Below are 21,436 nucleotides of genomic sequence, written 5' to 3' on the forward strand. Positions count from 1 at the left end.
CATCATAACTGCCCGCCGATGTCGCTCGCATGGGTAGGCAGCGGCCGGTCGCTGCAGCCGGGTAGCTCCGGGTTAGGCCAAACGTCCCAATTGTCCTTGGAGGTCGGCGGATCGCAGGTCAGGCGATGGACTGCCAGGAAATCCTCGTACGGTGGCTTATGTGCGGTCCAGCGTTGAATGGAGTAGATGTCTACCGTATAGGCAGGACCGCTGGAGCCCGTGTAGCTGGTCAGATAATCGACCACTACCCGATCGCCAACGATGGTCGCCTCATTGCCTTGCAAGTGAATGATGGGCGAGGGGGGCGGTTCCACGCGCGAACTGGCAGCTTTCGGCACGACGAGGTAGACATAACCCTCAGGGATCTGCACCCATTTCAAGCCGCTCGGCACATAGGTCATGAATTCCTGCATCAACACGCGGCGTGGCGCAATGCCGGGTTGACGGGCCAGGTCCAGTGCGACTTTGAGTGCGGAGGATTCCTGCAGATCGTGGACGCCCCACGCCAGCAGGGTGCAGCCACTTCCCGACTCGGCATTGGCGGCGCGCGAAGCGAGCAGTTGCGGCAAGCCATCTACCGGACGACGCGCCGCCAGTTCCGCCGGCAAATAGGCCTGTGTCGGTGCGCCGCTGGGCAGGTAGTAGCCGAAGAAATCGTGCTCGGCGAGCGAGCGGAAGAACGTATTGGAATGGCCGAAGCGGTAGGGAAGAATGACCGGCAACGGTTGGTTTGCACAGCCGGGTAGCTGCTCGATGAAATGCGCAGTCGGACGCCAGCTTTCGGTGCGGGGCAGTTCGCGTCCGCGTAGCAACGCCAAGTGCGCGCCGACCAGGAGCATCACCAGCACGGCGAGGATCTTGCTGCCTCGCGTATCGCCGCGCGGCCCCATGGCATCGTACAGGCGCCCGATCAGCAGCCACGCAAAAGGCGCACACGTCCCCAGGTTGCGATCCGAATACGAAGGCGCGACCAGCAGCGATACCCCAATGCCGCAAGCGATCACGCCGACCAGCACAAAGCCGGCAAGCGCTGTGGTCCAGCGGGTATCGAGTTCATCGAAAACAAAGAACGAATTGCCGGCGCATTTTCGCTGGATGCCGAACAACAGCATCAAGCCGATGACCAGGGCGATGCGGCCAGGCACCAGGCTGTAGAAAGCCTGCCGGGTCTGCATCTTGAAAAAGCCGACGCTGTTGGTGAACCAGAGATTCTGCAGATCCTGCTCGGACGAGTGGATCATCATTTTGTAGTACGCGGCATTGAAGGCGAGTACTACCAGGCCGGTGATGATCAGCGCCGCGCGCAACCGCCAGGAGGAGGATAGGCTGAGCAGCAGGAATAGCAGCACCATGCCCAAGGCCAGCAACAGGTAGGCATGGGTAAGGCTCGCAGCCAGCCCCAGCACGCTGAGTACAAGCCAATGCGCCAGCGGAAAACCCGGGTGCGCGCGCGTTCTTTTGCGCAAGGCGATGGCCGCCCAGATCAGGCACGACGCAAACGCCATGCACAGCGCATAGCTTCGCGTATTCTGCGATTGGTGAAACCAAAATTCGGAAAGCCCGGCGACGGCACATGCGAACGCTATCGCTGTGGGACTGAGTACGCGCCGCGTACCTGCCGCGAAAGCGACAATGGCCAGCACCGCAAAGACTGCGCTGGGCAAGCGCAACGCCCACTCCGACAAGCCAGCCAGACGCGTCCAGCCGTATAGCAAGAAATAATAAAAAGGGGGGTGAGTATCAGTGAGCGCGCGGCGAAACACTTCGCCCAGGCCGCCGTTGTGGTGAATCAGATGGACAGTGAATAGCTCATCGATCCACAAGCCGCTTGCCGACAGCCCGACAAAGGCACCGCAGCAAGCAATAAAAGCAATCAATCCGTAAACAAAAAACTGCCAGCGGGCGGGCGCCCGGAGGGATACATTCACGCGTAAGCTCCCGCCTTATTTCCAATATGGTAGCGGGTTTCGGCCAGCAACACGCCGGCAGCGACGGCCAGCGGCCATGGACAGCGCAGTGCGCACAGCCCAATGACGATACCGGCGTTCAAAATCACATCGCTCCAGCGGCCGAGATAAAAGGCGGACCATTGCCGCACAACATCGTGCAGGGTATTCGGGCGAAGTGAGCGTGATGTCGCCAGATACTTGAACCACAAACGGCCCGCCAGACCGAAGCCGACCGACAGCAGCGCGGATGCCCAAAGCGGGCAGGCAAGTTTCAGCAACACCGCCATGGACAACCACTGTGCGCAGAGCGTCACCAGCGTGGTCATGCTGTTCATCATGGTCTTGGCGGTAAAACGGCCGCGCGTGCGTTTCTCGATCAGCAGGGTCATCAAATCGATCACCACGCGTGTATCCAGTTTCGATACACCGCCCGCGCGGGCGCGCAGCATGGTCGGGAGCTGAGCGGTGCGCGGGCGCCGCTGTCCGGAAGCGACAACGTCAATAAGAATCTTGAAGCCGAGGCCGGATAGCTCCTGGCGCACTTCGGTATACCAGTCGCGGGTCATTGCGAAGCAGCCGCTCAACGGATCGGCGAGCGGGACGCCCAGCGTGGTATCGGTCAGCCAGATGCCGGCACGGCTCAACGTATGGCGGATGCCGCTCAGGCCGGAACGGGAATCTTCCAGATAACGGCTGGCTACGGCGACATCGGCATCCGTGTGGGTGAGTTTTTCCAACAGACCTTTGATCAGCGCCGGATCGTGCTGACCGTCGCCATCCATGATGGCGAGAAAGCGCCCCTTGGCGAGATCCCAGCCGGTGATGGCTGCAGACGAAAGGCCGCTGGCGTTATAACGGCGGACAAGGCGTATGCATGGATCCCCCGCGGCATACGCATTCACCGCGTCCCCGGTGCGTTCGTCGGTCGAATCATCCACCACGATGATCTCGTGCTGGATGCCTTGCAGGTATTCCCCCAGCTCCTCCAGCACGCCGGCGATGGCTTCATGCTCGTTGAGGGTGCATATGACGATGGAGAGAACGGGCGAGGGCAATGTGAGCGTCTCGGTAGCGGCGTCGCAACATCTTGGTGCTTCTACCACTTTTATCGTAGGAATTTGTGCCAGATACACGAGTGTTACGCCATAACAAAACCGTCACCCATGGCAAACGCGCCGGTCAACGCGTTGTTGACCACAGCAGCGCAACCATGCCCCTAAAGTTAAGTGAATTTCCCTTTCTGGCGGCGCGACCCGCACCGCTTCCGAACGTTCGACGATGCGACGCCAGGGTCCCGTTGGGCGCGTATTCTGCCGCAATGGCGCTTCCAAAAACCTGAAGCAGGCCGTTTTTCACAAATAATTCTTAATGTTGCAACGCTGTGCAGTGCACAGCGTCAGGGTCGTGTCAGCTTCATGCCGTCGCTACCGGAAGCACTATCGATTTGCGCCAACGTTGAACAACTGGAATTCCCGGATGCGCGCCGTGCAGGTGCTGGACAGAATGTTCAGGCGGACCTTGTCGGTGGTGGCTGGCGCAAACCGGTCAATCTTCATGTGGCCGATGGCCTCGGCCTGGGCCAGCGGCGTCCAGGCATCGTGGATCCAAGCCTCGACCGCATACTTCTCCACGCACTGACCCTCATTCAGCCACTCCATGCTGAGGCTGTGATCGAAGGTGATCGGCTTGGCGAAGTCGACCTCTAACACCGCGTGATGCGAGCCTTCCGGGGCCGACCAGAATGTATCGCGGTCGCCATCAAGCGCCGCCGTCGTGTTCGCATCGGTGGCGACATGGTTGCGCGCCAGATCCTTGCCCACGCCGTAGCGGGCTTGTAACGCCTCGCCAAATTCCTTCAGGCGGACCACGTCAGCAGCAGGCAGCAGCCCATGACGATTCGGCGCGATGCCCAGCATCAGCTGACCGCCACGGCCCACGCTGTTTTCCCAGATGTCGACCAGTTCATCGACGCTCTTCAAGGTTTGATCGCTGTCCGGATGCCAGAACCATTGCAGCTTGTGCAAGGGCGTATCCACTTCTACCGGTCGCCAGCGCAACTGCCCGTGGCGATCGATTACATTCCAGTTTTCGCCGCGGATGTGTCCGTCCTCCTGGCCGACCCAGCGAATGTCGCCGTAGTCGAACAGCGCCATGTCGGCGAACACCATCGTGTCGGGTTGATAGGTGCGCAGCTCTTCGACGTATTTCTTGAAGTCATAAACATGGCCGGCGCTGCCTGCGCCATCGAGCCACCATTCCACCAGCGGTCCGTAACCCTGCACCAGCTCGTCCATCTGCGCGAGATAGTAGTTGTCGTACGCGGCGGGGTCCTTGTAACGCGGCTCGTGGCGATCCCACGGTGACAGGTAGATACCAAACTCCAGGCCTTGCTTGCGTACCGCCTCTTCAGTCATGCGCACCAGATCGCCTTTGCCACCCATCCACGGACTTTGCTTGACCGAATAATCGCTTTGTCCGGTGGGCCACAGCGCGAAGCCATCATGATGCTTGGCGACCAGCACCACGTATTGCGCGCCGGCAGACCTGGCGGCACGCACCCACTGATCCGGGTCCACCTGATCGGGGTTGAAGACCTTGGGATCAGCCGTGCCATCGCCCCATTCGCGATCCAGGAAGGTATTGGTGCCGAAATGTACGATCACGCCGAACTGCAGATCCTGCCAATACACCTGCTGCGGTGACGGTTTGATATCGACAAAGTTCTGCGCTGAAGAACTGCCGCTTACGAAGGTGGCCAGCAGGGCGGCGGCGCAGAGAACGCGTCGGGATAGCAGCATGGCTGAAGAACCTTCAATAGCGATGGGATAAGTGGATCGTCAGGGCTGACGCGCGGCGGTGCCGAATTGCAGCACATCGGAAATTTCCGCCGTCGCACGGAGCAGGGCGGCGATGACGTCGTCCATGGTCTGCCGAGCGGTCTGCTGTTCGATGTACGGAATAGTGAGTGCGCACACCGCGCTGCCGTGCTGCATCACCGGCGCCGAAAGATCGGTGACGGCATCGACGACGTGACTGGGTTCGCTGGCATAGCCACGCGTACGCAGCTGGCTCAGCAGCTTGATCAGCTTCTTGCGTTCCAGGGCAGGCTCATGGTGGGCGATGATGTCCAGCCAGCGCTCGCGAACCTGATCATCCTGGAACGCCAGCAAGACGTGACCCGAGGTGGATTGCGACATCGGACGGCGATGGCCGACACGCACGACCAGTGCGACTTCGCCGGGCGGATCCACGCGGGCAATCACCACAATCTGTTCGCCCGACGGCACCACCAGATGACAAGCCTGGCCACTGGTGTCGGCAAGGTGATGCATCACCGGCAAGGCTGCCTCGACCATGCTTTTTACCGGTGGCTGTTCCATGCCCAGGCGGAACAGCCGTGGCGTCACCGAATAGCCGGTATCGCCCTCGCCACGAGTGATGTAATCGCGCTCTTCCAGTACCTGCAGCATGCGGAATATTTCGCCACGGGAACGACCGACCCCCTCGGAAATTTCCGCAATGCTCAGCGGCCTTTTCGCACCGGCCAGCAACTCGAGGATATCCAGTCCCTTATCGAGCGCAGGCGCGCGGTATTTGGGTATGGGATTGGGCATGGTTTCCTGTCCCTGTTTGTGACCTGACATCTGCGCCAGCCACACATTGCGACACCTTATGCGGGTTGACCGCCCGGCATGCTGCGGCGCGTCTTGTGGTATACGTGAATAACGGTTTCATATTTGCACAAACCGGCGATGCCGTCACGTCCAGATCCGCGCCGGTGCGCCATCGGGAGAAGAGGGTGAATGTGCAATCCATAACCGACGAGCCGTCCATAAGCACGGCCGAGGTCGCGGTGCCTGAGCAGCGCGTATCGTGGCTACCGTTGGCCTTGATCGTCAGCTTGTTCTTCCTCTGGGGGGGCGCCAACAATCTCAATGACGTGCTGATTGCCCAGTTCAAGAAAGCCTTCGTGCTCAGTGATTTTGGCGCAGGCCTGGTGCAGAGCGCGTTCTATCTGGGCTATTTCCTGGTCGCAATGCCGGCAGGCATGTATATGCGCCGCTTCGGCTACAAGAGTGCGGTTATATTCGGCTTGCTGCTCTATGGCGTGGGTGCACTGCTGTTCTGGCCCGCCGCATCACAGGCCACCTATGGGCTGTTTCTCTTCGCCCTGTTCGTCATCGCCAGCGGGCTGGCTTTTCTGGAAACCTCGGCCAACCCGTTCGTGACCTTGCTCGGATCGCAGGAAACGGCGACACGCCGGCTCAATCTGGCGCAGGCCTTCAATCCGCTGGGCTCGATTGCCGGCATTTTGATCGGCCAGCACTTCATCTTCACCGGTATTGAGCACTCTCCCGCGCAGATTGCAGCGATGAGCGTAGCGGAGCGCGTCGCCTATTTCGAAAGTGAAACACATGCCGTGCAATGGCCCTATCTGGTGATCGGCCTGGTGGTGCTCGCCTGGGCATGGCTGATTGCGTTGACGCGTTTTCCCAACGCAGCTGCGTCCTCTGCCATGGCCGCGGGCAAAGGCGTGCTGCGCAAACTATTGCGCGACCCCCGGTTTGTCGGCGCGCTATTCGCGCAATTCTTCTATGTCGGCGCCCAGGTCGGTGTGTGGAGCTACACCATTCGTTACGTGCAGGCGAACATGCCGGGTACCTCGGCGCGAGAGGCGGCTAATTTCCTGACGGCGGAACTGGTGTGCTTTATGGCGGGGCGTTTCGCCGGTGCCGCCTTGATGAAATACCTCAGGCCAGTGCGCCTGCTGCTGGCTTTTGCCGCCATCAATATGCTGCTGACGCTCTTTGCCGTGCTTCATCCCAGAGCAAGCGGTGCGTATGCGCTGGTGGCCTGCAGTTTCTTTATGTCGGTGATGTATCCGACGGTGTTTGCGCTGGGGGTGGAAGGGCGCAACGACGACGAACGCAAACTCGGTTCGGCTTTGCTGGTGATGACCATTATTGGCGGTGCGGTGCTCACTGCATTGATGGGCGCCGTGTCTGACCATTCCAGCATTGCCACGGCGATGAGTGTGCCGGTGGGGTGCTTTACCGTGGTGTTGCTCTTTGCATGGCGGCGTGGTCGTTATTCCGTGGGAGCTGCTGGTTGATGTCTCGCTACTACTATGCGCTGGACCTTCGTGATGATGCTGAAGCGATTGCTGAGTACGAGCGCTGGCATCAGCCGGGGCACGTTTGGCCGGAAATCGTTGCTTCCATTCGTGCCTCAGGTGTTGAGGATATGGAGATTTTTTGCACTGGTAATCGGTTGGTGATGGTGGTGCAGGTAGCTGAGTGGAGTGATGCGTCGCCGCGTAAGCGGGATGTGGTGGATGCTAAGACGCGGGAGTGGGAGGCGTTGATGGATCGGTATCAGCAGCGGCTGCCGTGGGCGGAGGTTGGGCAGAAGTGGGTGCCGATGCGGCGGATTTTTTCGTTGGTTGAATGTTGAGTGTTTTGTGTCTTGGCGTGGCTGGGCATTTCGTTGATTGGACCATTGCCTGCGGCGCTTTCGGTCCCCAAAAGGGCCCGAGTCACTTTATCTTTGCTGGCCCAAAGAAAAGTAACCCAAAGAATCCGTAGTGCGCCTGTTCGGTTGATCGCAGCGTAATTTGGCGTATTTTTGCAATATTGTGCATTTCGCTCATTGGACCATTGCCTGCGGCGCTTTCGGTCCCTAAAGGGCCCGAGTCACTTTTCTTTGCTGGCCCAAAGAAAAGTAACCCAAAGAAATGGCCTCAAGAACTCGTGGCACGGTGCAGGTTACAAGCCTGAACGATTACGCCATGCCCTGTTGGTTAACAGGCCACGCTTACACAGTGCCGCTATACCGCGAGGCGTCGAAGCGGTGAGGAAAAAAACAACACGGGCAAAGCTCGACTTATCGGTGCACAGGCTTTAAGCCCTCAGTGCCCCGACGCCTCGCGGTATAGCGGGGACGCATAACCATGGGCCATTAACTATCCCATTGCCGCCAACGCTCAAGCTTTTATCCCTCCTACGCCACGAGCCTTTCAGGCCATTTCTTTGGGTTACTTTTCTTTGGGCCAGCAAAGAAAAGTGACTCGGCCTTTAGGCCGAAAGCGCCGCAGGCAATGGTCCAACTAACGAAATGCACAGCAGTGCCAAAACACCCCCGAAGCGCCACGACCACCCATTACCCCCCCACATTCATCAGCGCCCACAAGCCCCCCCATCAAACCGCGTACTAACAATATTGAGCACCCCATCCGGCGCCTTACGCCAAATCACATCCGAAGCAAGCCGCCGCACATCACTCTGCCCAGTCAGCGCCATACTCACACTCAACTCCCGCCGTATCAGCTCGATAACCTGCGTAACACCAGCCTCACCCAGCGCCCCAAGCCCATAAAGAAACGCCTTGCCAATCAACCCCGCCCGCGCACCACAGGCGAGCGCCTTGAGCAAATCCTGCCCACTGAGAATGCCGCCATCGAACAGCACTTCCATGCGATCACCAACGGCCTGCACGATCGACGGCAATACTTCAATGCTGGCCGGCGCACCATCCAACTGACGACCGCCATGATTGGATACCACAATCGCATCCACCCCAAGATCGGCGGCGATTCGCGCATCGCGCGGATCAAGAATGCCTTTGATGATCAGCTTGCCCGGCCACAGTTCGCGGATCCATTCGAGATCTTTCCATTCCAGGGTCGGATCAAACTGCTTGGCGATCCATTGCGCGAGCGTGGTAAGGCTGTCGGTGTTATCGATGCGCCCCTGCAAATTGCCGAATGAACGGCTCGGTGCGCGCAGCATGCTCCACGCCCAGCGCGGTTTGCTGGCCATGTCGAGGATGTTGCGCAGGGTGATCCGCGGCGGTACCGACAGGCCATTCTTGATTTCACGGTGACGCTGGCCTTGCACGGTCAGGTCGGCGGTCAGCATCAAGGCGCTGCAATCGGCTGCCTTGGCGCGTCGGATAAGGTCTCGCGTAAAGCCGCGGTCGCGCATGACATACACTTGAAACCAGAACGGCGTGTCCACCGCCGCATGCACTTGTTCGATCGAACAGATCGACATGGTGCTCAGACAGAACGGAATACCAGCCTTGGCTGCGGCGCGTGCGCCAAGAATTTCACCCCCGCCATGTTGCAGTCCGGTGAGGCCGGTCGGCGCGATGGCCAGTGGCATCGATGCCGGTTGGCCGATGATCTCGGTCGTGAGCGAACGGTTGTCGACGTTGCACATCACCCGCTGCCGCAGTGCGATATGTTCCAGTGCCGCGCGGTTCGCCCGCAGGGTGGCTTCGTCGTATGAGCCGCAGTCGGCGTATTCGAAGAATGCACGCGGCACCCGCCGCCTGGCCAGGGCGCGCAGGTCGGCAACGTTGGTGATGGGGCTTGTCACGATGCTCTCGCCATGTCGGCCGGTTCATGCCACGCCGGACCCTCCGGATAACGATAGCGCTCCACGCTATGCGTGTGCATCTGTGCGGAAAAACCGGGCGCGTCCGGCGCGATATAGCAGCCGTTGGAGACGATGACCGGGTCGACGAAATGCTGATGCAGGTGGTCGACGAATTCAATCGCACGATCGTCCTTCTTGCCGCTGATCGCCACGAAATCCGCCATCGCCAGGTGTTGTACCAGCTCGCACAGACCGACGCCGCCGGCATGCGGGAAAACGCGCACGCCATATTTGGCGGCCAGCAACAGGATGGCCAGGTTTTCATTCACGCCGCCTACACGGGCTGCGTCGATCTGCACCAGATCCACCGCGTTGGCCTGGAACAACTGCTTGAACATGACACGATTGTGGGTATGTTCACCGGTTGATATCGGCACCGGCGTCACCGCGCGGCGAATGGCTGCATGGCCGAGAATATCGTCCGGGCTGGTGGGTTCTTCGACCCAGGCCAGCTGGACGCCTGCCAGGTGACGCAGCCAGCTGATCGCATCGGGCACATCCCAACGCTGGTTGGCGTCGACCGCAATGGCGATATCGGGCCCGACCGTTTTACGCGCGAGCCGGCAGCGGCGCACATCGTCCTCGATGTTCATGCCGACCTTGAGCTTGATGGTGCGGAAACCGGCGGACACCGCTTCACGCGCGAGGCGCTGCATCTTTTCGTCGCTGTAACCCAGCCAGCCTGGCGAGGTCGTGTAGGCCGGATAGCCTTCTGCCAGCAATTGCGAGATGCGCCGCAGCTTGCCGGGCACGGCAGCATGCAGCATCGTCAGCGCCTCGCCGGGAGTCAGTGCATCGGTGAGGTAACGGAAGTCGATGGTGGCGACCAGCTGCTCCGGCGTCATCTCCGCAATAAAACGCCACACCGGCTTTCCGGCCATGCGTGCCGCCAGATCCCAGGCGGCGTTGATCACCGCACCGATGGCCATGTGCATCACGCCCTTTTCAGGGCCCAGCCAGCGCAATTGGGAGTCGCCGATCAGCCGCCGGGCAAAGCCGCCAAGGTCGTCGATGACATCGTCCACATCCAGGCCAACCACGTGATGATGCAGGGCGTCGATGGCGGCCTTTTGCACATCGTTGCCGCGGCCGATGGTGAAGGCCAGTGCGTAACCCGCCATGTCGGGCTGGTCGGTGCGCATCACCACATAGGCCGCGGAGTAATCCGGGTCGGGATTCATCGCGTCCGAACCGTCCAGCTCGCGCGAGGTTGGGAAGCGGACATCGTAAGTGTCCAGCGCCGTGATTCTACTCATGCCATATTCCTAGCTGCGTGGGCGCGAACCTGTTGCCGCTGCTGTCCCAGCCCATCAATGCCCAGCTCGATCACGTCGCCGGCTCGCAGATAGACCGGCGGCTTTTGCCCCAGCCCAACGCCCGACGGCGTGCCCGTGCTGATCACATCGCCGGGCAACAAAGTCATATAGCGGCTGATGTGGCTGACCAGCTCAGCCACGCTGAAGATCATCGTACGAGTGTGGCCGTTCTGGTAGCGATGGCCGTTGATCTCCAGCCACAGGGCGAGATTCTGCGGATCAGGCACTTCATCGCGCGTGACCAGCCAGGGACCCAGTGGTCCAAAGGTGTCGCAGCTCTTGCCCTTGACCCACTGCCCGCCATGCTCGAACTGAAAATCGCGCTCGGACAGATCGTTCACCACCAGGTAGCCGGCGACGTGCGCGAGCGCGTCTTCAACACTGACGCTGCGTGCCGTTTCGCCAATCACCACGCCCAGTTCCACTTCCCAGTCGGTCTTGACGGAGCCGCGCGGAATGACCACGTCATCGTTCGGCCCCATGATGGCGCTGGTGGCCTTCATGAAAAGCACCGGCATTTGCGGTACCGGTGTGTTGGTTTCCGCCGCATGTTCGGCGTAGTTCATGCCGACGCAAATCATCTTGCCGACATGCGCGACCGGCGTGCCGTACCGCGGCTCGCCAGGCACTTGCGGCAACTGCTGCGGATCGATCCTGGCCAGCCGTGCCAGGCTTTCGCGGCCAAGCGCCTGCGCGTCGATATCGCTGATAACGGAAGAAAGGTCGCGCAGCTTGCCTGTGTCGTCGATCATGCCGGGCTTTTCCTTGCCCACGGCGCCATAGCGGGTCAGTTTCATGTGCTTGCTCCTGCTGCTTTATCAATTAGACCAGCCGCCGTCTACGATATGGATGGTGCCGGTGGTAAAGGCGGATTCGTCGGAGGCGAGGTAAAGCGCCAGCGCGGCGATTTCCTCAGGCATGCCTAGCCGGCCCATCGGCTGGCGTGCGGTAAAGGCTTGCCAGTTGGCCGCTTCGTCGCCGCCCAGTGCGCGCACCCGTTCGCCGAGCGACGGCGTTTTCACCGTGCCGGGGCAGATGGCATTGCAGCGCACGCCACGCGATACAAAGTCAGCGGCGATCGAGCGGGTCAGGCCGATCACGGCTGCCTTGGTCGCGCCGTAGGCGAAACGGTTGGGCACGCCTTTCACGCTGGAGGCGACCGAGGCCATGTTGATGATGCTGCCCTTGCCGTGTTCCAGCATGTCCGGCAGCACGGCCTTGCACAGGTGGAACATGCTGTCGACATTGATCGCGAACGAGCGATGCCAGCTTGCATCGTCGGTATCGAGAATGGTTCCTGCGTGCACATAACCGGCACAGTTGAACAACACATCGAATGGGCCTGCGGCGTGCACCACGGTGCGGATGTTTTCCGCGCGCGTGACATCCAGCGTCCGCGTGACGATCGACGCATGCTCAGTCGCCAGGCTGGCCAGCGCATCAGCGTCGATATCGGTGGCGAGCACCTGCGCGCCGGCGCCGGCGAAGGCGAGGGCAGTGGCGCGGCCGATGCCGGCGCCCGCCGCGGTGATCAGCGCCTTTTTGCCGGACAGACGTCCGCTCATGTGATAGCTCCTCGGTCAGTGATGTAAAAACGGAAACGCGGCATGCTCATGACGCTGCCGGCATGTTCAGACGGGTTTTTGCCGCAGCGATATCCCGTGCATAGAAACGCGCTGCGTTAGCGGCAAACACGTCCGCCTGCGAGCCGGGCGCATAGCGTTCGGTAAGGTTCAGTGCCACGGTCAGCCAGTGGCTGAAACTCGCGTGCGTGGTGAGCACCGGCCAATCACTACCCCAGATCAGGCGCGCCGCACCGAAATGGGCGAAAAGATCGGCCACATAGGGCTCGATCGCGTCTTCGTGCATGGGTTCGCCAAGCAGCGTCAGCAAGCCCGACAATTTGCAATGCAGTGGTGGGTGCTGTGAGAGCTCGTCAATCCACGCCGTCCATTGGTCGAAACGCCCGTCGCCGATGGCCGGCTTGCCGGCGTGATCAAGCACGACCTTCAATTGCGGATGTCTGCGCAAACGGCGGCATAGCGCGGACAAATGCGGCATGCCCACCAAGGCGTCGAAACTCAGGCAGCGCTCCTGAATGCAATCGAAGGCCCGGTCGAGCGAAGGTTTCGCCAACCAATCCGGATCGGCCATGTCCTGCACCATCGGGCGCAGTCCGCATAGCAGGCCGTCGCCTGCGTGAATCAGCGCATCAATGCGTGCGCCGACATCATCGGCCTCCATGTCCACCCAGCCCACCACACCGATGACGGCGGGATCGTGGCGCGCCAGTTCGAACAGATAGCGTGTTTCCTGTTCGGTCGGCGCCGCTTGCACCAGTACGCTGAAGGTCACGCCGGCCGCTTTGCGTTCGGCAAGCAAGTCCACTGGTAAAAACGAGCGGCGCAAAGATGCGGGCGCATCGGCCAGCCAGCCATAGTCACCGCGTGATGGCTGCCAATAATGCTGATGCGCATCGACGATGATCATGGCGTGGGCACTCCCGCCTGCAACAAGCCGGCGTCGCGCAGGGCGCGCCATGCATCGGCGGGGATGTTTGCCTGCATGCGCTCGCTCGCCGTATCGACTTCAGCGATGGAGCGCAACCCACACACCACGCTGGCCACCGCGGGATGCGCCAGCGGGAATTGCAATGCGGCCGCGCCGACATCGGTATGCGTGCGTCCAAGCACGTCATAGAAGCGTTGCGCCTTGTCGAGGACTGCCGCGTCGGCAGGCGCGTAGTTGTAGAAATGGCCCGGGCCATCGCTATGACCGAGCAGGCCGGAGTTGTAGGGGCCGGCAATCAGCATGGCGATGCCACGGGCCTGCGCCTGTGCCATCACCGCCATGCTGTGTTGTTGTTCGAACAAGGTGTAACGCCCGGCCAGCATGATCACATCCAGCGAAAACCGCGGCATCACTTCCAGGCATACCGCTTCTTCATTCACGCCCAGTCCGATCGCGTGGCATACGCCCTGGCTGCGCAGTTCCTCCATGGTCGGCAACGCTTCCTCCAGCGCTTGTCGCAGCACCGCCGCATGCTTGGCGCCATGTGTCAGCGCGCCGATGTCGTGCAGCAGCAAGGCGTCGACATGCTGGATTCTCAGGCGCGCAAGACTCGCCTCGACCGAGCGCAGGATGCCGTCGCGGCTGTAATCGAAACGGGCACGGCAGCCATCGACCGCAAAACCATCGGCACGGCTGGTTTGCTGCGCATCCGTTTCGATGATCCGGCCGACCTTGGTCGATACGCTGAAACTGTCGCGAGGCAGATCTTTCAACACGGCGCCGAGCCGGCGTTCACTCAGGCCATAGCCGTAGTAGGGCGCGGTGTCGTAGTGCCGGATGTCGCGTTGCCATGCGCGTGCAAGAGTCAGGGCAGCGGATTCGTCGTCCATCGGCGCATAGAGATTGCCGATGGGCGCACCGCCAAACGCCAGCCGCGAGCGTAGCCATCGATGCGGCCAAGCCTTGGCGTTGCCTGATTCCGTGGGGATCGTCGCTTGTGTCATGCATCTCCGCGATCACATCGGTGCCCAGCGGGGAGGTGCGGATGGCGCCTGCCGCGACGGATCTTCAGCCGATGATCGCGCATCCCGGCTGCTGTGTATATATAAACAATCAATTTACAGGTGTTTGGACCCATGCCGGCTTGGCGCTGTTAAAGCGCTTGCATTCCGATTTGGAACGATCTAAAAATGCCATGGATAAACTTTAGTTTTGCTGATGAACAGCGATGACCCTCGGGGTGGGCCGCTCGTCGCAGGCATCGGGGAGGCGCACGTGCGGGTTCCGGCGGTCCGTCCTTACATCGCGAAGGGGGTTTTGATGAAATGGCTTGCCCTGTTGGCGGCTGTGTTCGCATGCGGCGCCGTTTCGGCGAAACAGCCCGATGCGCTGTTCTATCTGATGGGCTCGTCAAAGTCGGTCAGCTCGTTTGCGGCGCATGTCGACAAGATCGGCCTGCTGGTCCCGACCTGGTACGGCGTCGACAATCAGGGGCTGGTCAACGGCGGACCCAATCAGTACGTGCTGAGCATCGCCAAACAGCATCGCTTGCCGGTCGAGCCGATCATCTCCATGACGGCCGGACGCAACGGTTTTCACGCGCTGCTGCACGATGAAACCGCCAAGCAACACATGATCGCGTCGATGCTGCAGCAGGCCGAGCAATACGGTTATGCCGGTTTCCAGTTCGACTTCGAGAATATTTCCTGGACCGATCGCGATGCGTACAGCCTGCTGGTCAAGCAGACCGCCGAGGCGTTGCATCAGCATGGCTTCAAGTTGTCGATCGCGGTGGTGCCGAACGCGCCGGGGCACGCCGGGGAAGGGCGTTTCTCCAAATGGATGTGGCGGTACTGGCGCGGCGCTTACGACCTGGCTGCGCTGAGCCAGTACGCGGACCTGATCTGCCTGATGACCTACGACCAGCACACGCGCTGGACCACGCCGGGTCCCGTGGATGGCATGCCGTGGGTATTGAACCATCTGAAATATGCGTTGACGGTCGTGCCCAGGGAAAAGTTGTCGCTGGGCATCGCCCTGTATGGCTATCACTGGTACACCGGCGACCCGGTGCGCGATGACGGCACTGAAGCTTCCAACATCAAGGCCGATTACATCGATGCCGATGAATCAATCCTGCTGGCACAGGAGCAACAGGCGACCGTGCAATGGGATCCGGTGGAGCATGAGTCCTGGTATTACTTCTACCGCGACGATATGCGCGAATGGGTGTTCATGCCGGATGCGCACGGCTTTCGCGATCGCTATGCGTTGGTGAAGCAATACGGCCTGGAGGGATTTTGTTCCTGGGTGCTGGGTGCCGAAGATCCCAAGGTCTGGGACGAGTTGCCGGTTGTGCAGCGCTAGTTGCGTCAACAAAGGGTGGCCGCAAGAGGTGATGAGGTTTCGCGCTAGCTCGAAAACGAATCGTTGGCTGCCTGGGATCGTGGTGGCGCTGTCGGTCGCTGCGCATGCAAGGGCGGCCACACCGGATGCTGACGCGCAAGCGGCGGCGCTGGTGGCAAAGATGACCCTGCCGGAAAAGGTGTCGCAGCTGCAAAGCAGTGCGCCAGCCATACCGCGGCTCGGCATCGCCGCCTATGACTGGTGGAGCGAAGGCCTGCATGGCATCGCGCGCGATGGCTATGCCACGGTGTTTCCGCAGGCGATCGGGCTGGCGGCGAGTTGGGACGATGCCTTGTTGCATCAGGTCGGCACCACGGTATCCACCGAAGCGCGCGCCAAGTTCAACGCCGCCGGCGTGGGGCATGATCATGCGCGTTATCAGGGACTGAGCATCTGGTCGCCCAACATCAATATTTTCCGTGATCCGCGCTGGGGCAGGGGGCAGGAGACTTACGGCGAAGATCCTTATCTCACCGGCCAGCTGGCGATCGGTTTTATTCGCGGTATCCAGGGCGATGATCCGGCGCATCCACGCGCCATCGCCACACCCAAGCATTTTGTGGTGCACAGCGGGCCGGAAGCCGGTCGTCACGGTTTCGACGTGGACGTGTCTGCGCACGATCTGGAAGCGACGTACCTGCCAGCATTTCGCGCCGCCATCACCGAAGGTGGCGCTGATTCCATCATGTGCGCCTACAACGCGCTGCATGGCACGCCGGTGTGCGCGAATGATGCATTGCTGACGACGACGCTGCGGCACGATTGGGGCTTCAAGGGTTATGTCGTTTCCGATTGCGACGCGATCGACGACATGACGAACTTCCACTATTTCAAGCCCGACAACGCCCAGTCATCCGCCGCGGCCATCCAGGCGGGTACCGATCTGGACTGCGGCGATGCATATGCGGATTTGCCCGACGCAGTGCGGAAGGGTTACGTCAAGGCATCGGTATTGGATACGGCGCTGACCCGGTTGTTTGCGGCCCGCTACCGGCTGGGTGAGTGGGGCGTTGCGGCGAATGACCCGTACGCCGGTATCGGCATGGATCAGGTGGACAGTGCCGCGCACCGCCGGCTTGCCTTGCAGGCTGCGCTTGAGTCCGTGGTTTTGTTGAAAAATACGCACGATATCCTGCCGCTTAAGCAAGGCATACGCCTGGCGGTGATCGGACCGAACGCAGATACGCTGGAAACGCTGGAGGCCAATTACCATGGCACGGCGCGCAACCCGGTCACCCCGCTTGAAGGCTTGCGTCAGCATTTCGGTGCACAACACATCTTCTATGTGCAGGGATCGCCCATTGCCGACGGTGTCCCCGAGCCGATTCCCGAAACAGCCTTGCGCGCAACGGATCATGCGCAGCCGGGTCTGACCGGTGAATACTTCGATCATCTGGATTTCAGCGGCACGCCGAGCCTGACGCGCACCGATCGTGTCATCGATTTCGACTGGGATCACGTCGCGCCTTCCGAGCAACTGCCCGCGCATCACTACGCGGTACGTTGGACTGGCGAACTGCTGCCACCAGGGCCCGGCGACTACACACTGGCTGTGCATGTGGATCGTTGTTTTGATTGCGCCGGTCACGATCCGGTGCGCCTGTATATCGACAATCAGCGGGTGATCGATGACAGCGGCAGCGATCAGCACATGCAGGCAAACCTGCATTTTGCCGACACGCGTCCGCATGCCATTCGACTCGACCTGGTGCATGCCGGACAGGATCAAGGCGTGCGTTTGCAATGGCTCGCACCGGCCCAGGCCCAGCTCGCCGAAGCGGAAAAAGCCGTGCAAAACGCAGACGTGTCGGTCGCCTTTGTCGGCTTGTCGCCGGATGTCGAAGGCGAGGAATTGAAGGTCGATGTACCGGGCTTCAACGGCGGTGATCGCACTGACATCGGTTTGCCGGCATCGCAACAAGCCTTGCTTGAGCGTGCTGCGGCGAGCGGTAAGCCCTTGGTGGTGGTGTTGATGTCCGGCAGTGCCGTGGCACTGAATTGGGCCAAGGCGCACGCTGATGCAATCCTGGTTGCCTGGTATCCAGGCGAGGCGGGTGGTGATGCTGTTGCCCAGGTGCTGGCCGGGGATTACAACCCGGGTGGTCGTCTGCCGGTGACGTTTTACCGCGCCACTCGCGATCTGCCGCCGTTTGTAAGCTACGCCATGCAAGGACGAACGTACCGCTATTTCGACGGTACGCCGCTTTATCCGTTTGGCTACGGACTCAGCTATACGCATTTCAGCTACTCGGATCTCACTCTGTCGACCGCGCAATTGCACGCAGGCGACCCGCTGCAGGCGAGCGTAACGGTTCGCAATGACGGCAAGCGTGCAGGCGATGAAGTGGTGCAGATCTATCTCGATGCACCGGGTCTGCCGCTTGCACCACGTCACGCGCTGGTGGGTTTTCGCCGCGTGCACCTTGCCCCCGGCGAGCGCCGTCAAATCGAATTTGCATTGACTCCGCGCCTGCTCAGCCAGGTCGATGCGGCAGGTCATCGCACAGTCGATGCAGGCCACTACCAGCTGTTTGCCGGTGGTGCACAACCAGGCGATGGTGAGGGTGTGTCGACCAGCTTCAGCATCGTCGGGAGTGAGGTGCTTCCCCGATGATCGCGATCAAACCTACGCCAAGCTTGCGTTCTTTGCCGAGTGTCGTTTGCCAGAGGCTTGCCCTGCCGGCCAGTTCGTTCCTGTTGCATCTATAAAACAAGGGCTTATCAATGGTTAGCGAATTCTGTGGGATCGTAAAAACTCTGCTGCACTGCGACTTGCCTCGATCTAAATTCGACCTATAAGCTTTTACTCATAAATATAAAACTGGCGTTCGTATGTAAAACAGAACGCCGCGTTGGGCACGTACTTCGTGCAAGCGTTGTAATCACCGGAGGGGAGATGCAGGGCTCGATCCAGTTGGATAGCGGCGTGACTGTGCCGGTTGCCGGCATGGGTTTGTGTTGCGTATGAAAGCCGACTATCAAATGTATGGCGACGCAGGAAGCGCCCAGCCTCTATCCGACACCCTTGACGCTGCTGTGCTGCACGAAGATCCGATGACGTCTGTCACACTGAGTACGTTTTCCACCGAACAGAGTGCGTTTCTTGCGGCGGATGTCGGTGGCACGCACGCGCGCATCGGTCTGGTCGCGTTCCGCCCGGGCCAGAGTGCGCCGGTTATGTTGGCTTACCGCGTGTACAAGTGCGCGGACTATTCCAGCCTGGAGGCGATTGTCCGCACCTTCTGCGAAGCCTTCGCCATTCGTCCGCGTCGTCTTGCGCTGGCTTGCGCGGGTTTCCTGCTAGACGGGCGCGTGGTCAACAACAACTTGTTGTGGCCGGTAGTGCCTGCGGATCTGGCACATGCGCTCGCCTTGCAAGACGTTGACGTGCTCAATGATTTTGAAGCGCTCGCCTACGGCACCGCCTATCTCGACGCGGACAGCGTGCAGACCATGCATCGTCCTGCGCAGCAGGAAAACGCGGGCAGCGGCCCGGTGGTGATTGTCGGCCCGGGTACAGGCCTGGGCGTCGCCGTGCGTTTGCCGGACGCGCAGCCGAAAGTACTGGCCACCGAAGCCGGACATATCCAGCTGGCCGCGCGGGTAGGGCGTGAACAACAGGTGCTCGCAGAACTGGCACCTGCCGACACGCATGTTCCTTACGATTACGTGCTGTCCGGTCCTGGCTTGCTGCGGCTGTATCAGGCCGTTTGCCGGCTGGAAAATGCTTCGCCGCTGCTCGAAGACCCGGCGGCGATCACGGCGGCCGCCTGCGCAGGCACAAACGCGCAAGCTGTGGAGACTTTGCAGTTGTTCTGTGGATGGCTCGGTTCCTATATCGGCGACCTGGCCATGCTGTACGGCGCGACCGGTGGCGTTTATCTGGCCGGCGGATTCCTGTCGCGCATCACCGATTTCATGGCGAGAAGCAGCTTTATCGAACGCTTCCTCGACAAGGGCGTGGTGCGCCCGTTCCTGCAAACCGTCCCGGTGCATGTGGTGGATCACGCACAGCTGGCCGTTATTGGCGCCGCCAGCTGGCTGATGGATCGCCCTGCCCAGCGCGATATCCAACAGTAAGGGGCGGCCATGACTGCACGGAAGTTGTGCCGCACCTGCATTTGGATCGTGATTATTGCCGCAATGCATGGTACGTCCGCGTTGGCTGCCGATACCGCGCATAGCGTCACACCGCCCGATGCGGCCACTATCGAAAAGCAATGGGTAGCCGCCAATCGTGCCTTCGACGGCGTGCGACAGGCGATCCTTGCGCAGACCGGCAAGATCGCCTGGCAAGGGCCGATGCAGCCGGACTGGCAGAGCCTCACTGGCTACACCACGCCCGAATGGTATCGGGATGCCAAATTCGGCATCTTCATTCACTGGGGTGTGTATTCGGTCGCGGCGTACAAAGGCGAGTGGTATCCGCGCCACGCCTACGAACGCACTGGTGAATACGCCGATTATTACCAGCATCAGATCAAGACCTACGGTCCGATGCCGCAGGTCGGCTACAAGGATCTGATTCCGCTGTTCAAGGCCGAGCACTTCGATCCGAATGCATGGGCCAGTTTGTTCCGTGAAGCCGGTGCACGCTACGTGGTGCCGGTGGCCGAACACCACGATGGCTTCGCGATGTACGACTCGAAGCTGTCGGACTGGACGGCGGTGAAAATGGGGCCGCATCGCGATGTAATCGGCGAATTGGCCAAGGCCATTCGCGCGCAGGGCATGAAACTTGGCTTGTCCTCGCATCGCGCCGAGCACGACTGGTTCTACGAGTACGGTCGTACCTTCAATTCCGACGTCAATGATCCGCGTTACGCGGCGCTGTACGGACCGGCGCATCCCTCGATCTCCGTCAAAGGCGAAGACGGCCAGGATGTGGACTGGACCTTCGTCTCCGATGTCTACCTCAATGACTGGCTGGCACGTTCGTCGGAAATCGTGCAGGACTACCACCCCGACCTGATGTATTTCGATTGGTGGGTGGGACAGCCGCGGTTCCGCGGCGCGCTGGCCGAGTTTGCCGCGTTCTACTACAACCAGGCAGCCGCGCGCGGGCAGGGCGTGGTACTCAACTACAAGCTCGACGACATGCGCCCCGGCACCGGGACGCTAAGCATCGAGCGCGGGCAGGCGGCAGATATCCGTGCGCAACCGTGGCAGACCGAAACCTCGATCAGCCCTGATTCGTGGGGCTACGCCGAGAACGACACATACAAGACGCCCGACGAAATCGTGCAACTGCTTGCCGACGTGGTGAGCAAGAACGGCAACCTGTTGTTGAACATCGGTCCCAAGGCCGACGGCACCATTCCGGAACAAGCAAGACAGATCCTGCTGGCGATCGGACAGTGGATGCATGCCAACGGCGAGGCCATTTACGGCACGCGGCCATGGACGCATTTTGGCGAAGGCCCCACGCAGGTTGTGTCCGGCACCATGCAGGACACCAAGACCAAGCCGTATACCGCTAAAGATTTTCGTTTCACGACCGACAACGGACATTTGTATGCGATCGAGATGGCGTGGCCGGCTTCTGGGCAGGTGCTGATCCATTCGATTACGCCTTCGATGAAAGTGTCGTCGGTCACGCAGCTGGCGAGCGGCAAATCCGTTGCATTCCGTCAGCAGGCTGATGGCTTGCATCTTGTGTTGCCTGCACAACCTTCAGGCGTGCACGTGTATGCATACCGCATAGATGTGCAAAAGGATGAGGCTGAAACGACCAAGGAGGGCAGCGCGTCTAAATCATAAATCGTTGCCGCTCGATAAAAGCAATAAAACGTCCGATGGGCAGTTCTGCGATCGG

At 60.6% G+C, this 21,436-nt stretch carries 16 protein-coding genes; 6 read left to right on the plus strand and 10 right to left on the minus strand.

What is annotated here, in order from left to right:
- Window positions 1-2: 2 nt before the first annotated feature.
- The 4 genes from ISP19_RS21085 to ISP19_RS21100 all read right to left on the minus strand — a co-directional run bounded on the left by ISP19_RS21085 (window position 3) and on the right by ISP19_RS21100 (window position 5,563).
- Window positions 3-1,928 (minus strand): glycosyltransferase family 39 protein, encoded by a 1,926-nt coding sequence (locus tag ISP19_RS21085; protein ID WP_204684358.1) that lies wholly within the window; start codon window positions 1,926-1,928, stop codon window positions 3-5.
- A complete protein-coding gene (locus ISP19_RS21090) occupies window positions 1,925-3,004 on the minus strand; it encodes a glycosyltransferase (protein ID WP_204684359.1) in 1,080 nt (359 codons plus the stop codon). The genes ISP19_RS21085 and ISP19_RS21090 overlap by 4 nt, the downstream gene beginning before the upstream one ends.
- Window positions 3,005-3,385: 381 nt before the next feature.
- The gene (locus ISP19_RS21095) at window positions 3,386-4,747 is read right to left on the minus strand and encodes an alpha-L-fucosidase (RefSeq protein WP_204684360.1); all 1,362 of its coding nucleotides are present in this window, start codon (window positions 4,745-4,747) and stop codon (window positions 3,386-3,388) included.
- Window positions 4,748-4,786: 39 nt separating this feature from the next.
- A complete protein-coding gene (locus tag ISP19_RS21100) occupies window positions 4,787-5,563 on the minus strand; it encodes an IclR family transcriptional regulator (RefSeq protein WP_204684419.1) in 777 nt (258 codons plus the stop codon).
- A 218-nt stretch (window positions 5,564-5,781) separates the two neighbouring features.
- Here ISP19_RS21100 and fucP point away from each other — a divergent pair, with 218 nt between their 5' ends.
- Together fucP and ISP19_RS21110 are read left to right on the plus strand one after the other, a co-directional pair.
- The gene (gene fucP, locus ISP19_RS21105; RefSeq protein ID WP_284385079.1) at window positions 5,782-7,062 is read left to right on the plus strand and encodes an L-fucose:H+ symporter permease; all 1,281 of its coding nucleotides are present in this window, start codon (window positions 5,782-5,784) and stop codon (window positions 7,060-7,062) included.
- On the plus strand, window positions 7,062-7,403 hold the full coding sequence (locus tag ISP19_RS21110; protein WP_204684361.1) for an L-rhamnose mutarotase: 342 nt from the start codon (window positions 7,062-7,064) through the stop codon (window positions 7,401-7,403). Before fucP ends, ISP19_RS21110 begins: the two co-directional genes overlap by 1 nt.
- 722 nt (window positions 7,404-8,125) lie before the next feature.
- Here the strand turns inward: ISP19_RS21110 and ISP19_RS21115 are convergent.
- From ISP19_RS21115 to ISP19_RS21140, 6 genes are read right to left on the minus strand one after another with little or no spacing between them, the layout of a single operon-like run.
- Entirely contained in the window at window positions 8,126-9,328 is a 1,203-nt protein-coding gene (locus tag ISP19_RS21115; protein ID WP_204684362.1) for an alpha-hydroxy acid oxidase, read from the minus strand.
- Window positions 9,325-10,644 carry an enolase C-terminal domain-like protein gene (locus ISP19_RS21120; protein ID WP_204684363.1) on the minus strand — a complete coding sequence of 440 codons (1,320 nt, stop codon included), beginning with the start codon at window positions 10,642-10,644 and terminating at the stop codon, window positions 9,325-9,327. The genes ISP19_RS21115 and ISP19_RS21120 overlap by 4 nt, the downstream gene beginning before the upstream one ends.
- The gene (locus ISP19_RS21125; protein WP_204684364.1) at window positions 10,641-11,501 is read right to left on the minus strand and encodes a fumarylacetoacetate hydrolase family protein; all 861 of its coding nucleotides are present in this window, start codon (window positions 11,499-11,501) and stop codon (window positions 10,641-10,643) included. Before ISP19_RS21125 ends, ISP19_RS21120 begins: the two co-directional genes overlap by 4 nt.
- Window positions 11,502-11,522: 21 nt before the next feature.
- Complete coding sequence (locus tag ISP19_RS21130; protein ID WP_204684365.1) at window positions 11,523-12,269, minus strand: SDR family oxidoreductase; 747 nt, start codon at window positions 12,267-12,269, stop codon at window positions 11,523-11,525.
- A gap of 46 nt (window positions 12,270-12,315) precedes the next feature.
- Window positions 12,316-13,194 (minus strand): amidohydrolase family protein, encoded by an 879-nt coding sequence (locus ISP19_RS21135; RefSeq protein ID WP_204684366.1) that lies wholly within the window; start codon window positions 13,192-13,194, stop codon window positions 12,316-12,318.
- On the minus strand, window positions 13,191-14,219 hold the full coding sequence (locus ISP19_RS21140) for an aldo/keto reductase (RefSeq protein ID WP_204684367.1): 1,029 nt from the start codon (window positions 14,217-14,219) through the stop codon (window positions 13,191-13,193). The genes ISP19_RS21135 and ISP19_RS21140 overlap by 4 nt, the downstream gene beginning before the upstream one ends.
- A 316-nt stretch (window positions 14,220-14,535) precedes the next feature.
- Here ISP19_RS21140 and ISP19_RS21145 point away from each other — a divergent pair, with 316 nt between their 5' ends.
- The 4 genes from ISP19_RS21145 (at window position 14,536) to ISP19_RS21160 (ending at window position 21,381) form a co-directional block, all read left to right on the plus strand.
- On the plus strand, window positions 14,536-15,582 hold the full coding sequence (locus tag ISP19_RS21145) for a glycosyl hydrolase family 18 protein (protein WP_204684368.1): 1,047 nt from the start codon (window positions 14,536-14,538) through the stop codon (window positions 15,580-15,582).
- A gap of 31 nt (window positions 15,583-15,613) precedes the next feature.
- The gene (locus ISP19_RS21150) at window positions 15,614-18,235 is read left to right on the plus strand and encodes a glycoside hydrolase family 3 C-terminal domain-containing protein (RefSeq protein ID WP_204684369.1); all 2,622 of its coding nucleotides are present in this window, start codon (window positions 15,614-15,616) and stop codon (window positions 18,233-18,235) included.
- A 440-nt stretch (window positions 18,236-18,675) separates the two neighbouring features.
- Window positions 18,676-19,701: a glucokinase gene (locus ISP19_RS21155; protein WP_204684370.1), complete on the plus strand. Its 1,026-nt coding sequence runs from the start codon at window positions 18,676-18,678 to the stop codon at window positions 19,699-19,701.
- Window positions 19,702-19,710: 9 nt separating this feature from the next.
- Window positions 19,711-21,381: an alpha-L-fucosidase gene (locus ISP19_RS21160; RefSeq protein WP_379945891.1), complete on the plus strand. Its 1,671-nt coding sequence runs from the start codon at window positions 19,711-19,713 to the stop codon at window positions 21,379-21,381.
- Window positions 21,382-21,436: the final 55 nt, after the last annotated feature.

It is taken from the genome of Dyella flava, from assembly GCF_016904955.1.
GTDB classification, from domain to species: domain Bacteria; phylum Pseudomonadota; class Gammaproteobacteria; order Xanthomonadales; family Rhodanobacteraceae; genus Dyella_B; species Dyella_B flava.

Coding starts and splice junctions, on each gene's coding strand:
- ISP19_RS21095 (WP_204684360.1), bottom strand. CDS start 4,747: ATGCTGCTATCCCGACGCGTTCTCTGCGCCGCCGCCCTGCTGGCCACC.
- ISP19_RS21100 (WP_204684419.1), bottom strand. CDS start 5,563: ATGCCCAATCCCATACCCAAATACCGCGCGCCTGCGCTCGATAAGGGA.
- ISP19_RS21110 (WP_204684361.1), top strand. CDS start 7,062: ATGTCTCGCTACTACTATGCGCTGGACCTTCGTGATGATGCTGAAGCG.
- ISP19_RS21120 (WP_204684363.1), bottom strand. CDS start 10,644: ATGAGTAGAATCACGGCGCTGGACACTTACGATGTCCGCTTCCCAACC.
- ISP19_RS21125 (WP_204684364.1), bottom strand. CDS start 11,501: ATGAAACTGACCCGCTATGGCGCCGTGGGCAAGGAAAAGCCCGGCATG.
- ISP19_RS21130 (WP_204684365.1), bottom strand. CDS start 12,269: ATGAGCGGACGTCTGTCCGGCAAAAAGGCGCTGATCACCGCGGCGGGC.
- ISP19_RS21135 (WP_204684366.1), bottom strand. CDS start 13,194: ATGATCATCGTCGATGCGCATCAGCATTATTGGCAGCCATCACGCGGT.
- ISP19_RS21140 (WP_204684367.1), bottom strand. CDS start 14,219: ATGACACAAGCGACGATCCCCACGGAATCAGGCAACGCCAAGGCTTGG.
- ISP19_RS21145 (WP_204684368.1), top strand. CDS start 14,536: ATGAAATGGCTTGCCCTGTTGGCGGCTGTGTTCGCATGCGGCGCCGTT.
- ISP19_RS21150 (WP_204684369.1), top strand. CDS start 15,614: ATGAGGTTTCGCGCTAGCTCGAAAACGAATCGTTGGCTGCCTGGGATC.
- ISP19_RS21155 (WP_204684370.1), top strand. CDS start 18,676: ATGACGTCTGTCACACTGAGTACGTTTTCCACCGAACAGAGTGCGTTT.
- ISP19_RS21160 (WP_379945891.1), top strand. CDS start 19,711: ATGACTGCACGGAAGTTGTGCCGCACCTGCATTTGGATCGTGATTATT.